This window comes from Gilliamella sp. Bif1-4 (genome assembly GCF_001690535.1).
Taxonomy (GTDB): Bacteria; Pseudomonadota; Gammaproteobacteria; order Enterobacterales; family Orbaceae; genus Gilliamella; species Gilliamella bombi.
In genome coordinates, this window is record NZ_LZHC01000044.1 from 13,823 (window position 1) to 30,062 (window position 16,240).

At 31.8% G+C, this 16,240-nt stretch carries 18 protein-coding genes and 1 pseudogene; 1 reads left to right on the forward strand and 18 read right to left on the reverse strand.

The features are described 5' to 3' along the window. Positions 1–4: 4 nt before the first annotated feature. The 14 genes and pseudogenes from A9G25_RS13020 to A9G25_RS06785 form a co-directional block, all read right to left on the reverse strand. Entirely contained in the window at positions 5–118 is a 114-nt protein-coding gene (locus tag A9G25_RS13020; protein WP_141675036.1) for a single-stranded DNA-binding protein, read from the reverse strand. Positions 119–128: 10 nt separating this feature from the next. Continuing rightward, complete coding sequence (locus A9G25_RS06730; RefSeq protein WP_065626294.1) at positions 129–545, reverse strand: hypothetical protein; 417 nt, start codon at positions 543–545, stop codon at positions 129–131. A gap of 140 nt (positions 546–685) precedes the next feature. Continuing rightward, positions 686–2,407, reverse strand: a pseudogene (locus A9G25_RS06735) (type IV secretory system conjugative DNA transfer family protein); the annotation flags it as partial. Further along, positions 2,400–3,425 (reverse strand): P-type DNA transfer ATPase VirB11, encoded by a 1,026-nt coding sequence (gene virB11 / locus A9G25_RS06740; RefSeq protein WP_065626296.1) that lies wholly within the window; start codon positions 3,423–3,425, stop codon positions 2,400–2,402. The gene virB11 and the pseudogene A9G25_RS06735, both read right to left, overlap by 8 nt. Next, positions 3,426–4,523: a type IV secretion system protein VirB10 gene (gene virB10, locus A9G25_RS06745; protein ID WP_065626297.1), complete on the reverse strand. Its 1,098-nt coding sequence runs from the start codon at positions 4,521–4,523 to the stop codon at positions 3,426–3,428. Between the two features lie 25 nt (positions 4,524–4,548). Beyond that, positions 4,549–5,391 carry a P-type conjugative transfer protein VirB9 gene (gene virB9, locus A9G25_RS06750; RefSeq protein ID WP_065626298.1) on the reverse strand — a complete coding sequence of 281 codons (843 nt, stop codon included), beginning with the start codon at positions 5,389–5,391 and terminating at the stop codon, positions 4,549–4,551. After that, positions 5,391–6,086, reverse strand: a complete 696-nt coding sequence (locus A9G25_RS06755; RefSeq protein WP_065626299.1) for a virB8 family protein — start codon at positions 6,084–6,086, stop codon at positions 5,391–5,393. The genes virB9 and A9G25_RS06755 overlap by 1 nt, the downstream gene beginning before the upstream one ends. A gap of 13 nt (positions 6,087–6,099) precedes the next feature. After that, positions 6,100–6,276, reverse strand: coding sequence for a hypothetical protein (locus tag A9G25_RS12830; RefSeq protein WP_176701091.1), 177 nt, complete (start codon positions 6,274–6,276; stop codon positions 6,100–6,102). A 9-nt stretch (positions 6,277–6,285) separates the two neighbouring features. Further along, on the reverse strand, positions 6,286–7,215 hold the full coding sequence (locus tag A9G25_RS06760; RefSeq protein WP_065626300.1) for a type IV secretion system protein: 930 nt from the start codon (positions 7,213–7,215) through the stop codon (positions 6,286–6,288). A 12-nt stretch (positions 7,216–7,227) separates the two neighbouring features. Next, positions 7,228–7,956, reverse strand: a complete 729-nt coding sequence (locus A9G25_RS06765) for a type IV secretion system protein (RefSeq protein ID WP_065626301.1) — start codon at positions 7,954–7,956, stop codon at positions 7,228–7,230. A gap of 18 nt (positions 7,957–7,974) precedes the next feature. Continuing rightward, positions 7,975–10,758, reverse strand: a complete 2,784-nt coding sequence (locus A9G25_RS06770) for a VirB4 family type IV secretion/conjugal transfer ATPase (protein WP_065626302.1) — start codon at positions 10,756–10,758, stop codon at positions 7,975–7,977. A 3-nt stretch (positions 10,759–10,761) separates the two neighbouring features. After that, complete coding sequence (locus tag A9G25_RS06775) at positions 10,762–11,031, reverse strand: TrbC/VirB2 family protein (protein ID WP_065626303.1); 270 nt, start codon at positions 11,029–11,031, stop codon at positions 10,762–10,764. A gap of 13 nt (positions 11,032–11,044) precedes the next feature. After that, positions 11,045–11,632: a lytic transglycosylase domain-containing protein gene (locus tag A9G25_RS06780; RefSeq protein WP_065626304.1), complete on the reverse strand. Its 588-nt coding sequence runs from the start codon at positions 11,630–11,632 to the stop codon at positions 11,045–11,047. A 210-nt stretch (positions 11,633–11,842) separates the two neighbouring features. After that, entirely contained in the window at positions 11,843–12,175 is a 333-nt protein-coding gene (locus tag A9G25_RS06785; RefSeq protein ID WP_065626305.1) for a TrbM/KikA/MpfK family conjugal transfer protein, read from the reverse strand. Between the two features lie 72 nt (positions 12,176–12,247). Between A9G25_RS06785 and A9G25_RS06790 the strand changes: the two genes are divergently transcribed. Then, entirely contained in the window at positions 12,248–12,880 is a 633-nt protein-coding gene (locus tag A9G25_RS06790; RefSeq protein ID WP_065626306.1) for a recombinase family protein, read from the forward strand. Positions 12,881–12,972: 92 nt separating this feature from the next. Here the strand turns inward: A9G25_RS06790 and A9G25_RS06795 are convergent, their stop codons facing one another. From A9G25_RS06795 to A9G25_RS06805, 4 genes are all read right to left on the reverse strand, one after another. Then, positions 12,973–13,863, reverse strand: a complete 891-nt coding sequence (locus A9G25_RS06795; RefSeq protein WP_081297183.1) for a replication initiator protein A — start codon at positions 13,861–13,863, stop codon at positions 12,973–12,975. A gap of 771 nt (positions 13,864–14,634) precedes the next feature. Then, positions 14,635–15,618: a zincin-like metallopeptidase domain-containing protein gene (locus A9G25_RS06800; protein ID WP_065626308.1), complete on the reverse strand. Its 984-nt coding sequence runs from the start codon at positions 15,616–15,618 to the stop codon at positions 14,635–14,637. Further along, complete coding sequence (locus A9G25_RS12835; protein WP_176701088.1) at positions 15,605–15,769, reverse strand: hypothetical protein; 165 nt, start codon at positions 15,767–15,769, stop codon at positions 15,605–15,607. Before A9G25_RS12835 ends, A9G25_RS06800 begins: the two co-directional genes overlap by 14 nt. 16 nt (positions 15,770–15,785) lie before the next feature. Continuing rightward, positions 15,786–16,240 (reverse strand): hypothetical protein (locus tag A9G25_RS06805; protein WP_218057561.1); only part of this gene is annotated, 455 nt, incomplete at its 5' end.

Genomic DNA, 16,240 nt, shown 5'->3' on the forward strand with positions numbered 1-16,240 from the left:
TTATTCACCTATTTCCACCCGTGGCTACATTAAATGCGAGCATAAATGAATCATTTTTAGTAACTATTAATTGAGCATCTTTACCTAGTCTACCCATTAAATTTACTTTATTTTTCATAATAAATTCCTTAATTTTTAATTTTTTCAAATGTGGCGGTAACTATTGAAGAACAATAATTTTGATTAAAATTGAAACACTCAGGTACTAATACAATATTGGTGGTATTTCGAGAAAGCTTAATAAAAGTTTGTATTCGTTGAATTAATTCAAACTCACCGTGTAACGTTATTTTGTCTGCGTGATCTAACAAATAATTTATTTTTATTAAGTCGCTTGTCGTTGACTGTATAGTATTTTTATCAATATAAATTGATTCAGTTACTCGCCAGTTTCCGTTATCTTTTGTGTTTTTTATTGTTCCAACCATTTTCTCCACAGAAACTTTGTTAACCGCAACATCTTTTCCCTTTGGGAAAGGGGCTGGTTCAGGTGGAGAAGAACACCCACTTAGTAATAAAATTAAACTTAAATATATAAATCGCATAATCTTTCCTTTAGTTAAAAAATATCATCATCAATTGCCTTTAACTCTGGCAGTTGAATAGCTAACTCATTATTTTGTACTGCTTTTTTATAATCAGACTCAGACGGATTCCCATTAACATTTCGTAAAGTTGATGAAACTAATTTAAATTTTTCAATTAAAAATGGAGTAGAAAAATAATTTGCTTTCTTACATTTTATTTTAATGTTGTTACATAAAATAATTTCTTCATCCATTTTTAAATCCATGATTTCTTGCGGTAAAATCAATGCTTTTGCTGCCGTGTTTTCACTGCGTGAGTTACTTTTAGCTCCGAAAGAACGACCATATGATTTTGTAGTGATATTGCCGATTCGTTTTGAAATTTCTTCTGCGACCTTTGTTTCCTTAGGACGATAAAAAATATTACAAGTATGATTTTGTAGTAGTGTTGATCCGCCTTTTTCGCCATACCCCAACGGTTTATCATTTTTTATCTGTGAATCCGCTTGATAAATAATTAAACTACGCAAATCATAGCCCGCAATAAAACTCACTGAAACTTCATATTTTTCCATATAACCTATTGATGTAAACTCATCCATTCCAAGCAAGCACGGATGCTTTAATTCTGGGTTTTGGTCGGGTAGCCCCTGAGCAATATTTGTATCAATTAATTGTGTAAAAAAGAGATTTATTATTGGTCTTGCACTAACTAGATCTTCAGGATTAATTACGAGATAAATAGTCATTTTTCTTCGTCGTAAATCTCTAAAATCAAAGTCATTTTGACTGGTTGAATTTTTGATAACTCGATTCTGGAACGGTTTTAATGCTGTTTCGTACGCAGTTTTAACACCAGTAAATTGTTTTTCAGCTTCTTTTTGTGAGAAGAATGATAGAAATAGATTGTAAACAGTATCGGGCAACCAACCCAGTAGGTATGCCGTTTCTGTTGCTAGCTCTAATGAAATTTTTTCTTTTTGACCATTTTTTATAATATTAATGCCATTTAATGCACCGCCTACATTGGTTAGTGTATAATCATCCCCTAGATACCCGTTATGATAAAAAACACCAAATAAATACGTAATCGCAATAAAAATCGACTTCCCTTCCCCGACGAAAAAATCATTATCTTTTGATATATAAAATGAGTTAGCTATATTTTGAATTTGTAGCTCAACCTTTGGATCATTAAAATCTAAATACAATAGGGGATTATAACGATGGGTGTATTCAGAAAATGGATTAAACAAGAAAACATCTTGTCCTAGAATATCTCGTCTATATTTTGATGTATAATCAAAACATTCTTGTTTAATATCTAATACAACTAGGCTATCTTCCCAACACATCAGATTAGGAATAACAATACCCGTTCCTTTCCCACTTCGTGTTGGCGCACCTAATGAGCAGAACTCTTGCCCACCGAAGAACAACGGTTTTTCATTATATAAACCAACTAGAATGCCTTTTTCTTCCATCAGTTTTTGGCTTTTTATTTCATTTATCGTGCTCCACTTTGCCGTTCCGTGTAGCTCTCGTTCCTTTCTCTGTTTTTGAGCTATTACTAATAGACCAGCTAATAATAATAATACTATCAACATTATAAATAGTGCCGCCAATGCTGATAAAATAGTTGTTTTTACTTCACCTGCCATCAATGCCAAATACGGTGTTTTCAAACTAAAATAATCGTACGCCGAATGAATTAACTGAAAAATACGTTTAATTTTCTTTCCGTGTAATGCAACATCAGGCATATATATAAATGTTAAAATTACACTTGTTAAACAATATGCTATAAATAAGCCAAAACTAAAAATGATAGAGATAAATACTTTTTGTCCAGCATTTAATTTTTTAAAAAATTTAATCATTTTTGTAATCTTTCCAAAAAATAGTCGTAATACGCCGTTTACCGTTAATGTTTCCAATGTGGATCACAATATCGACAGTATCACGGATAATCTCTTTTGTTGTATCGTACGGAATTTTGCTACCCGTTGGATTTTGTAATGACATCATCGTTAATCGAGTAATAACCTGCTCATAACTACCTGCATGTAATGATGTTAAGCTTCCTCCGTGACCGCTTGAGATTACATTAATGTAGTCAAATGCTTCACCGCTTCGAAGTTCTGCCAGTAAAATACGATCGGGCTTCATACGTAAACACGATTTCAGTAACACTGATGGATTAATAACAGACTGATTTTCAGATGAATACAGTAGATTAACCATGTTGTCATGAATAGTTGAAGTTATTTCTCGTACATCCTCGATAGTAATAATTCGTTGATCCGCAGGAATTGAATAAATTAATGATTTCATGAACGTAGTTTTACCGCTTCCCGTTGCCCCAGCTATGACAATGTTTTTCGTTCCGCACGCAACTGCTAAAGAAAAAAATGCTTTATATTGCTTTTCAGATAACAGTTTCTGTAATTCACTATCAACAGGATCTACATACTCACCTAGAACAATGTCATCAAAAAAACCTTGATTACTGAAATCATCAAGAGTAATTGTAAATTGAGACGGCTTTCTAATTGTGATTGAATACTGGCTTTTGTCGCAAGCAGGGGGAATAACAACTTGTAAACGTTCGCCATCGGGCAGATCGGCACTCATAATCGGATGGTTTTCATTCAAAATATTATTTGAATATGTTGCCGATGCATTAACGAAAAAATTTAAGTTATCTTTTGTAATTCTTTCATTTTCTTCTTCAGTGCCAATCTGCCAGCCTGATTTAGTTTCATAACGAATTTGACCAATTTTATTAATGACAATTTCGGTAATATCATGACGAGTTAACAAATCACCAAATAAGTTGTTTATATGAGAACGTAATGCTCGAGCATCTTTTTTGACGATAACTTTATCTTTATTCATTTATTGACCTCTTTTGTTTAATGAATAAACACTAGAAAAATCAATATCACGAGCTACAAAAATACCGACTTTATCGCCTTGGTTTTTATAAAGAGTGGGCTTTATATCTCCCATCTGTTCGAGCACAGTTTTCGCTAATTCTTCGCTATTTTCTTGTGTGTTTTCGAGATAATTACGATTATCTGACTTTGCCAGTCTTGATGATAATGCTGAACTACTATCCGTTATCATACTGAGCAAAATTGCATTACCGAATCGTTTCCAAAAATGTTGATCCGTCCAACCAGTTAAGCCATTTGCTCCCAGTTCATCTGTTGAACCGCTGTTAACATCGACATTGATATTATTCGGAGTTCTTATCTCTTGCCAAATGACAAATATCTGATCACTTCCGTGGCTCACTGCTCCAGTTTGATAAACACCAACTGCTTTTGAACCTTTTTCAATTAATGTTACATTTCCATTTTTTGACAGGACATTTTCAGCAATCGTACAACTAATTTGACCGCCCACATTACTAATGAGTTTTTGTCTCAAAACGCATGGAATATATGTACCCTGTTCGAGTAACAAATTAGGATTGTAACGGCTTTTTATTGCTGTATTTGCTTTGAATGCTGTGCTAGAAAACATATCATTACTAGAAGAACCAATTTTGTTACCATCATTATTACCACTTGATTGGTTATCTGATTGACTTTGACTAGCAGAATTAGATTGTCCACTTTTAACAACCATTGTTCCTGAAGATTTACTAAATGCCCCAGTTGAATTTGAGTTAGCATTTTTATTACCTATAAAACCGACATCATCTTCTTCTTCAACTTCAGCTTTATTATTAACAATATTAAACTGTTTGCTTGGTGGGGGGGGTAACGTAAAGTTTTTCTTTTCATCAATATTTTTAGAAACTTCTTTTGCAACGGTTTCTTTATTGTCTGTTTTATATCTCACATAAACTAATTTATAGAATGCAAAAGCTAAAAAGAAAATAACAAGTAATACAAAAACTAATTTCAAAAACCGTTGATTTTTTTTATAGCTTTTATCTCCTGCAATTGCAATTTTGGGTTGAGATGGTTCTTTATTCTCAGTCATAGATAAAAATCCTATTTATTATTTATTATTTAATATTTCTGATAATATCTTTATTACTTGTTACTTGATTATTTTGAACTGATTTACCAAAGCTTTTATTTACAATACCGACAACTTCATCACCACTCCTGAGAATAAAGCGACTAGCTGTTTTATGAACAACTATGATGGTATATTTTTCAGTGTTTTTAACACTTGTATTACTCATCATTTCTTGTTTGCCCTGATAGTAAAAAATAGCGGGGATTGTTTTTTCAGATGTAAAACCAATAAACGTACGAACACCATCGTCGTAAGTGAAATCGGGAGTAATAGATTCACTATCTTTACCAACTAACATTGTGTAATTCCAATTCTTTGGTTGTGTAAACTGCTCTAATGAATCATTAGCTAGTTTTTCTTGTTCGAGTGCTTTTTGTTCTTTTAATAACGCTTGTTTTTTATTACTTTCGTCTGTTGGATACGTAAAATTAATCAAGTAAGAGTTATCATCAGAATCAACAAGCTTTAAATCAAACGTATAAATGCGTTTATTCGTCGTAACAATGAGATTTGTATCCCATTCGGCGCTATTCGGCTCAATAATCATATCTTCGTATTTATACGCCATCGGTTTAAGAAAAATCTTATTGTTATTGTCCGTAGTCTCCCAGCCAAGATTAAACCCAATCACAACATCAACAATAACTTCATCTTGAGAAAAATTAATCGCTGTCACATACCCCACTTTTGCATTGATTTGCGTGACGTTGTAACCATTGTACGCTAAATATTGCATACGCTTATCAAATTTAGATGAAGTGGGTTTTTGAACTGCGTTACAAACACTAGCTAATATCAATAATAAAAAGATGGAGCATCGTTTCATTAAATATTTTCCTCTATGATTTGATAACTGGTGACAGAAAAGCCAAGTGGATTTTCAAGACGATATGATAGCTTTAACTTTTGAGCGGGTTCATACTCATATGACAGTTTTATAATAAAGTTTCGTTGATAAACTTCATTTTTTTCAGTAGTGTATGTTTTAACAATACGGGCTGTAGCCATCTTTATATCTACATTATTAATGTCTTCTAATATAATTGAATTGACCTTGACTGAAATTGTTCCCGTTTTCATCACTTGATCTGGACTATCAGCTCTGTTCATTTGAGCCAGATATTCATTTTTTACGTTTTCACTACTGTATAACTGTGTTTCAATATATGTATTTTGAATAGTTTGATATGTGTAGCTTTCTCTTGTTTGAATGTATGAATTTACAAAATACTTGTCTAAGGCTTCGTTTGCGTGTAACTGCTCAGGATCAACAACAGTAATTACATCGGGGATACCAGTTTTTTCGTTCACTTGAATCACATACGGCGTTACCTCTTTTAACGGCAAAATTATTGCTAAAATTACCCAAGAAATAATTAATAAAAAAATAGTCACACCTGTTATCAACCACGCCCTTTTTTCTGAACGTTTGAACATATACTCTCGATCGTTCTCATATGAAATACACTTACTGAAACTGTCATTAGACGGCTTATTATCATCTTTTATTTTTTCAAACATGGTACTTCCTTTTTTAGAATGTATTTTTATTACCGAATTCTTTTTCTAATTCATGCAAATTTTTATTAATTGCGACCTCTTTTGAGCTTTCAAAGCTTTTATCCCAATTGGGGGAAACTGGAGCTTGATTACTACATGCAACTAAATAGATTGAAAATATGCTGATGAAAAAAATTTTTATTTTTAACATACTGAATCCTTATTTTTTGGACATTGCATTAGAAATTGAGTTAGCTAATGATTGATTTTGAGATGCTTGTGCTTTACGCTGTTTATAACTATTAATTTTATTTTCAATGATGTTGTTAGACATTGATTGATTCATTCTGTCTACGCTAACTTGAGATAATGCCATTGAAATTTGACCCGCAAGTTTGACTCCATAAATAGTTATCACCCCAGCAATGAGATACATAATGCATGAAAGAAAAGCTTCAGCTCCAGAATGTTTTGCAACCCATTCATTTGTATATTTAGCTATCGAAAAACCAACTTTAGAAAATACAGACAAGAACAAAACAAAAAGACAACATCCTATTACTGCTTGTAGCCACATCGAAAACATATTTTTAAACCACCCCCAGAGGTAGCAGAACAAAAATAAGGGGAAAACAGCAAGCAAAGCTATCAAAGTTATTTCGGAAACAACAATACCAACTGCATAACTAACAACTCCTAGACAAAGAGGTGCCATAAATAAGCATTGAACTATCCAAAACAGATGCCCAGAAATACCGTGTGCTTTATCGAGTGAATCAGCATATAAATTAACAATAGCTCCTATTTTTGCATCAATTCCACCATAAGCGTTCCCTGAAGTTTCATCTCCAACTAAAAAACCTCTCAACCCATGTACCGCATCGTTTACATAAGTAGTATATGTCCCCATATTACTGAGCACTCCAAGAACTATTGCAAATCTTGCTAGATTCCAGACAAAATCATGCATTGGCTCTTGGATTTTTCCTGCTAAAACCGTGTAGCCGTAGAACATTACATATATAGTAATCCCCAGACTAGAGACATCTAGTAGACCTGCCACCCAGCCCGCTTGTACTAATTTAATTCCTTCAGTAATAACAGAATTAATTTCATCGCCCATATCACCAAAAAGAGTAAAATTTATCATGATACAATTCCATTACCAGTGAGCATTGCTAACTTTATTCGACATTACTTTTTCACGCCTAATATCTTCTTGTTGCACTTCAATTAACTCTTTTTGTTGTTGCTGTTGTTGTACTTGTATATCCATTTTCAATTTGTCAGCTTGTAATAGAGCGAGTTGTGTGTTCATTGCATTATTTAAATCAAGACTTTCTTTCTGATCTTTAGATTGAGCCATTTTTTTTGCAATCTTATTAATTGTTTTTACTCGCTCATCAATAGCTTTGAGATTATTATCAGCTTGCTGTTGACGCAGTGTCATAAGAACGATTTGACCCTCACAATTTTTCCTTTCCTTAGCAACAAAAGAATTCGTTGAATTTTGTTCTGATGAACATAAATTATCTAAACCGTAGCTTTTATAGATTTTTTTCAAGTCAGCATTTAAACTATCAAATCCTAATTCAAGTATTTTCTTCGGATTATTTATCCATTTTTGTAACTCTTGAGCGTCTTTAAAATAAGATGAGCTATCTTTTACTAAGTCTGCAATATCTCGTACACCTGTTTGAGCCGCTAACGTATCTCTTTGTGTTTTTAGCTGATCTTTATATTGTTTAACCGTTTCAGTCCACCGTTTGGCTTGTTCTGCTGCTTCAAGTTGTAATTGAGCAATTGCTGCAATATCAATTGTAGGAAATCCACCAGCAAACACAGATACAGGTGATGAACATAACGCTATTAAAATTAATATTTTTTTCATTTTTATTTCCTTACGAAATTAAACACATTGTTGTTTGAACAGATGTAACCAATTTTTAGGTTCATCTCCGACTTGCTCAATCAATGAATGAACTAAATTTATATTTTCCATTGATGCAGATAAAATCTTTAAGTTTTCTCGCCCCAGCCCCGACAAATCGATTTTTGCAACAACGGTATTTCCTCTTGTGTCGCCATCATTCTCATTGCCTTTTTTTATTAATAATTGACGACTGTCATCTGCTAATTTTTTTATAATTTCGTATTCTTTTAATGAAACTTGAAAATGCTTTGTATATTCATCAATATCTGCTTTAGAGTTGGGTAAAAAAAGAAAAGTTTCGACTTGTTCTATAATTGCTCTAGCTATATCGCTTTTAATTATCTCGTCTGGAGATTGAGTTGCAAAAACTAAAAAACTATTTCTTTTTCGGAATGTTTTCAAACCGTCGTAAATAAACTTTTTAAAGAAAGTTCCGCCCGAAAGCCATTTCCAGAATTCATCCATAAAGATCGGCAATCTGCGACCATCTGTAATTTGTTCAATTCGACGTAAAATATAAAATGTGATTGGAGCAACAATATTTTTATTATCTAAAATCTCTGTACCATCAAAACCATAAATGGAATGCGTATCAAAATTGATATAATCTTGTTCATTATCAAAAACCCACGCATATTCTCCATCTCCCGCCCAAATCGATAACCGTCTGCTCAAATCATTATCATTGCTAATATCAGATTGAATATTTTCAAGTAGAAGTGACATTCCATGATATCGATTAACTTTTTCTTCACTCATTACCGCATTAACTGCAATGCTAATTTGTTCTTTCTCTCTAACTGATAACAATTCACCATTCATCGTTGCCAGCATTGCAATTAATTTATTTAAAAAAGTTATATTCTCAGCAGTTTTATCCATCATAAACGGATTGAATCCCGTTTGATGTCCATCTTTTAATGAAAAATATTTACCACCAAGGGCTCGAATATTGATTTCAGCCCCGTAGTCTTTATCGAAATAGATTGCAGTGAATTTACGATTGACCGCATTGTAGGGAAATGAACCCTCAAATTCATATTGTGTTAACTGGTTCAATAGAAAAGATAATGTCATTGTCTTACCAGTTCCGCTTTTACCCACCATCAAAGAGTGACCTAGGTTCATCTCACCAAAATCATTTCGACCGATTCTTGTTTGATGAAAATTAAAATAAAATGGCTGATTAGCTGTAGTTTTTAGTAATGTTACTGCATTCCCCCAAGAATTATTTTTTTGCTTGCCTACAGGGTTATTATGTAACGAATTGAGACCTAAAAAATTGAGGCTTGTAATATCACTCACTTTATGACGAAATTTAAAATTAGACGGTAACTGTCCAAAATAGGCTTCATCAGGAGCTAACCAGTTTACTGTAACAACAAAACCAAGGTCGTTAACTGTCGTAATAAAATTATTGACGGCTTGATTAACCTCATCTTCATTATTACCAATAATCAATGCTGAAAAATGATGCTCTCCCATGATTAACTCACCCGAAACCAGCTTTTCTTTTGCTAATTCTAATTCTGCTAACTGTGAGATAGCATCATCTTCTGTTGATGTAAGCTGTTTTATTTGTCTATCAATATTTTTCTTACCAACATTTTTTGGTAAAACAGAAAATGATTGGGTTATTATGTAACGACAAGGGAAATTAATTAATTCATCTAAAAAACCTGCCTCTGTATATGCTGTCCAGTCTTTTATTTCTATTGATTTTGCGTACATTTGGTTAGTTGGTGTTGTAATTTTTAAAACACCACTTGCACACACACTAACTTCATTATTGCCCAGATAATTATAAATAGGCGTATCAAGAACACGAATACGCTGGTATTGTAGTGATAGAATATAATTGAAGAATTCTAACTGTTGAGAATATTTGACATCATCAATTAAATAACATGATAATTTATAAATACTAAATTTAGCTAAAGCACTTTCTACACGACCGCAAATATCGTTAAATGTATCAATTCGTTTATCTAACTCTAACTTACGTTCGGCGGGTTTAGCCATTTTTCTATTTAAAGATTCTGTACGAGTTTTTTTAAAAACAAGAGTGACAAAAAGCTTATTTTCCATGAACTCTGAATCTTTAAATGATGAAATGTATTTTTGATTAATTTCATTTGCAAAATCATTATTAAAAACTGGGTCAAGATTGTATTTTGTAAAGTCTTTAATATTGTGAAAATAGAACGCTACATTTTCTAATCCAAGTGATATTAATAATGTATTTAATGAGTATTTATAGTAATCAATGTTTTCATCTTCTCTTGTTTCAAACGATATACCATCAACAACCCACGTTGACAGCAAATAACCGTTTTTATCGATAACAATATCATTGGTAAGCTGTGTTGAGTAGGGTATTAGTTCGCTAAATGGAATCGATTTTGCAGAATCTAACATAGTTATTTTTTCCTTTTCATTTTTACCTTTTAATCGAATCTGTGAGTAATCAACAGAAGAAAAAAAGTATGCTCTAATCCGTTTTTTAAATGATTTATTTCTTATTTTTCTTACAAATAAATGACGTTTAGTTCCAATCACTTGAAACATTTTTTCATCAATTTTTGTCAGAATCTTTAGAGTTAAATAAGCAGGTAACAATAACGCTAAGAGAATAAAATTAAACCACACCGAAATTAAAAAAATGAATCCCCCCGTGATTACTAACGGATAAATCGGGATACCCATTAGCATTGGTGGTCTAGTTAAAGCTTTGTAAAGGATATCTCGATTTAAACTCATTTTTTATCCCACAAGCATAGATGCTATTTGAGATGACGCACCGATAAAAACACCCCCGCCCAAAATTTTTGCGCCTTCCATCATTGGGTCGCCTTTGAATAGAACTTTGTAACCTGCCCACATTATTGATATAGTTACTGTCACAACTGCAATAGCAGATAATGTGTCTGATACAAGTTGCATCGTTGTATTAACTTTTGAAAGACCTCCTCCAGCAGCAAAAGAAGAGCTAGAAAAAAGTAATAGTGATAATAATGTATTAATTTTTTTCATAATTTACCTTTGTTCAAAACTTTGTTTTTAAATTGGTTGAAATGCTTTTTATTTGTCTATTTTTAGTAATTGAAAATTTCTTTAATTGTTTATTATTCCTCCTCTCATTTTTGACATAACTGTCATTTTTTATATTAGGAACAAGTGGTTTTTTATCGATATTATTAATAATGCGTTCTAAATATGAATTGCCTGATTTTTCAGTTACAAAACCGTACTTGTAATTGCCACTGTAATAACAGCTTAATGCTTCAGATACCGATTTGTTCGGAGACTGTTCATAACAATTTTTTAAAATATCTTGAGAGACAGTAAGGTTTAAACATGGATCAAGTAATTCTTCTCCCGTTACTCCATATTTTTCGAAATTAGCTTTATTGATTTGCCCTAGTCCAACTGAATAGTTAATATCCTTTCTGTCAAACTCTTTAATTATCTGAATAGCCTCATCTTTGGTTTTAGGTTGAGTAGTCAAATCCGTACCACCAACAACAGCTATCGCATAAGGATTAAAACCGCTTTCAGTTGCAATCAATGAGTTAAGAGTATCTTGATGAACAAGTGGCGCACAAACGAGAAACAACATATTCAACGCATTCATTAGACCTTGACCTTGAAAAACAAAAAGAACTATTGTTGATTGACCGCGGAGCGGAAGCCATTAACGTTGCCGACGCATATTTTTCGATTGTGTAGTAATTGTGAATTAGTGTTGTAAAGCTGTTGATAGCTAGAATTAGCTATCAATGGCTTTTCAATACGTTTGCGTAGCAAAATTCACAGTTAATGCACATGAGAAAACTCTAAAATATTAATGACGTAACGTTCCAAACTTACTGATAATTTTATTTATCATACTCGGATCAGCAATTGAACATTGCCCAAGGAATCCGTTTCTTGCATTTGACGTTCTACCGCCATTAAATTTGCCATGTTTTTTTGAAACAATACTAAAAAATTTCTTTGTAGGGGCTGAACATTCTGATGAACTTATCCCCTTTACTTTACCCGCCATGCATATGAAAACAGTACACGGGTCATTGCTATTTATCGATGGTTCATACGAAATTTCATTTGAAAAAGATGAGGAAGAAAAACAACAAAGAGTTAATAAAATTAAAAACTTTTTTGAAAAACTTTTCATAAAAATTACCAATTTTTTGTACAGTAATTTTAAGTGTACCCAAAGTGACCTGTCATTTAAGGGAAAATTGTTATGACAAAAATATGTAGAATTTATATGAGAGTTAGTACTCATGAACAAGATCTAACAAGGCAAGAAAAAATTATTGAGGAAGCAAAAAAATTTAATTATTTTATTGCCGGTATATATAGAGAAAAAGCCTCGGGTACATTAACTCATTCACAAAGACCAGAGTTAAAAAAATTAATCAGATCGTTGCAAAATGGAGACATTGTCATGGTCGAAAAAATGGATCGTCTAACTCGGTTACCATTTCCTCAAGCCGTCGAATTAATTCAAACAATTCGCAATAAAGGTGCCCAACTATACATATCTAATGTACCTGATTTATCTGGATTTTATAATGAAAATATGACAACGCTACAGAAAATGATTTTAGATACTGTACAGAATCTATTACTAAATTTAGCTCTGATTCAAGCAAGAGATAACTATGAAGATATAAGGCAACGTCAGAAAGAGGGAATAGCAATCGCAAAGGCTAATAATAAATATAAAGGGAGGAAAAAAAATACTGAATTACATAACAAAATTATCAATTATCGTTTTAATAAAAATTTGTCACTTCAACAAATATCAATAATGTGCAAATGCTCATTAACAACTGTAAAAAAAGTGATTAAAGAGAATAAAAAAAACAGTTAATTTTTAATCAAAAAATAATTGAATTTAACTAAAACTTTGGGTACACCCTAAATTACCTAGAAGCAATTCTACAATCCCGATAAAACCTAGTGTTATGAGAAAATTTTTTTTATTTCTTTTAGTCGTTTTTTTCCATTATTAATACGTTCCATTGCATCAGCTTTTTTGCTATCAGGATTTCTATTTTTAAATTTAACAATATTTTTTTTCACATCTAATTCAATTTCGTAATCGGGTAAATTATTTTCTTGTGCTAGATTTTTTATATTAAATTTAAACTTCTCTTTAGTTGAAGTGCTACCCGTTTTTAATTGAAGCTTATCAAGAGTAATTTCAAATTCATATTGAATACCACAATGCTTTCTTGCTATTTCATAGATTCGTCGATCAATAGCTTTTCTAATTCTAAAATAATCATTACTAATTTTTAATATTTTTGTTTCTGTTATTGCTGTAAATAACCAATTTGGCAGTGTAACTTCAACCATACCAATATTTAAGTTCCCTTTTTTTTCCTCTAAAATTCGCCAACTATCAATCAAACCAAACTCAATAATTTCTTGCTTTTCATCTCCATGTTTTATATTAGTTGTGATTACAGTTCCTTTTAATCTACTAAGTGTTTTTTCTAATTCTTTGTATGAACGTCCGCCTTTGTCTCGATTAGTAGTGATAAAAAAATCATACGGAGTAAAAACAATTGTTCGACTAACTGGCTCATTATCATTAATCTTTTGTTGTAACTTCGAAATACAATATAACCAGATGTCTTTATCAAAAATAGTAGCTATTCCCGAACTGGTTGATTTCACAATAACAGTGACATTACCGTTTTTATAAATTCTATCTCTCATATCCCCACCCTTTAAAGAAAAGAACGGGTGTTCCATACTTGCGATTTCGTCACGAACCGAAGATATATTAATGTTATCAGCTAATAAAAATTCAAGCTGTTCATGTTTTACAGGTCGCAATGTTTTCAATTTAATCTCCTTTCGGGTATTAGGAATTTTTTTCGGGTATCAGGAATAAAATATAATATCGGGATATTGGAATATTTCAAGAGGTATTCTGTGGATAACTCAAAAATTTTTCGGGTATCAGGAATTTTTTTTCGGGTATCAGGAATTTTTTTTCGGGTATCAGGAATTTTCAATCGGGTATCAGGAATTTATCAATTTCTGCAATCCCTTTTCCAAAAAGGATTTAAACGCTGTCCAACTCTTCTATAACTTATTTAACTTAAATATAACTTCTTTTAACGGCTATTTTTCTCAATTTACCTGTGAATAACTCAATATAACTTAATGGGGGAAGATAAAAGATTATCGGTGAGTTTTCTCATGTGCATTAACTGTGAATTTTGCTACGCAAACGTATTGAAAAGCCATTGATAGCTAATTCTAGCTATCAACAGCTTTACAACACTAATTCACAATTACTACACAATCGAAAAATATGCGTCGGCAACCTGTAATGGCTTCCGCTCCGCGGTCAATAAATAATAAATTTTTTTTGTTTTTTTTAAGGTCAACACATGAAGCTGATTAAATAATGGCTTATAACGCAATATATCGCAAAATAAGCCGTTTTTTTTTCATGGTTAAACTAGGTAGCGGATTAAAGAAAAAACTTAAATAGGCGTCATACAGAGCTTTTATCAGCTATCTACATTTTTGTTTTTAATTCAATAGATTTATATTCAAAATGCATCTGTCACCTCTTAGTAATAAATAATATTTATTAAATAATATTTATTTTTCAATTTGTGTTGATTTTTCTACTTTCTTTTCTTTTTCCATGTAGCTGGTTATTTTATTAACAGCTTTATTAGCGTCACGAAGCGCAACACTTAAATCCTCTTTTTCCAGCTTTCCTGCCTTTAACCAATTTTTTAAATATGCTAATGATTTTAACGTATTGCTTTCTTCATTATTTGCAAAACCGCTTAAACCGAACTTTTGACACATAAATAATGCCCCCAGTTCTGCGACCAATTCTTCTTTTGCATAGTTTTTACTACCGAACTCATTATACCCCTTACGATCCGTTTTTTTATTAGTTCTACCTACGCACTCTATTGTGCTATGTGTTAATTCATGAAATGCTACAGCATAATATTCATCAATGTTTGAAAACTGTTCTTTCAGTGGCATTACAACATTTTTTGAACCGTTGCTAAAAAACGCATCTTGACTAGAAATTTCTTTTAATGAAATTTCATTATCTTTGCAGTAACTATCAATCATTTTATCGATCTTAGAATATTTTTCAGGATCAGATATTTTGGGTTTTTCAGGTAATTCAAATTGTTTTATACCATCGACATCTTGAGCATTAAAAACATAATATGTTTTCAAAACAGGTCGATCTAACTTAACTAACTCATATTGTTTTTTCCCCTCTTTGTCTAAAATAGGATTTCCTTTATCATCTTTTTTTAAAACACTAGCAGTATCTGTAAAAAATCCTATAAATTCACCCTTACTTCCTTTCTTTATTGGAGTGTTATTTTTCTTTGCTTCATTAAATGTTACCCACCTTGGGTCTTTAAATTCACTCATAACAGCTCGACTAAATAAAACGATTTGATTAGCTCCACGATATGAAGTGTTTTTGCTATTTTGCTGTTCAAATCCGAAGCTAGCCCAACTTTGCGTCCATTTGTGATCAGTATTAACGATTAAATTATACAAACTTTCATTGTAACTGTTATTTAACTTATCAAGCTGGCTCATTGTCTAGCTCCTCATCAATAATTTCGTCATCTAATTCAACATTGCTATCACTATCAACTAGCTCATACTGAGGTTTTAAAGGGCGGTAAATATCATTTGCAGAACGTTCTTGTTGTTCTTTTACATAATTTTCAGCAGAAATTGTTTTCATGTCTTCCTCCTATTATTCATAATGAAACTTGAGCATTTTTGCTTTTTTCTCGTTGACTAGATTTTTGATTATTCTGTTGATGTTCTAACTTTTTTTCAGCATCATCCATGGCTTTGTTAAACAATTTATCTTGAATGCTTTTTAACGGTTTTTCTAACAGAATTTTTTTTGTGTTATCTACAATGTCGATTAACAATTTAGTTTCTTTGATAACTTTCTTTTTAACTGTCTCTACAAAAGTGAGTGGGGGATTTACTTTGTCTTTTAATGCTTCTTTTATATTTTCTCCCACTTTGATATTAGAATCGGGTAATACGTTTTCAGATATTCCCTTTTCAATAAAAGAACTTGAAAATTGTGAAAATTTTTCTGGGTTTTTATCTAGCTCATTAATTAAGTAATGGGCATTTTCAAATCTAATTTGATTGTTTTTATTGTCATTATCTAAAAATGATGACATTTTTTTTGAAA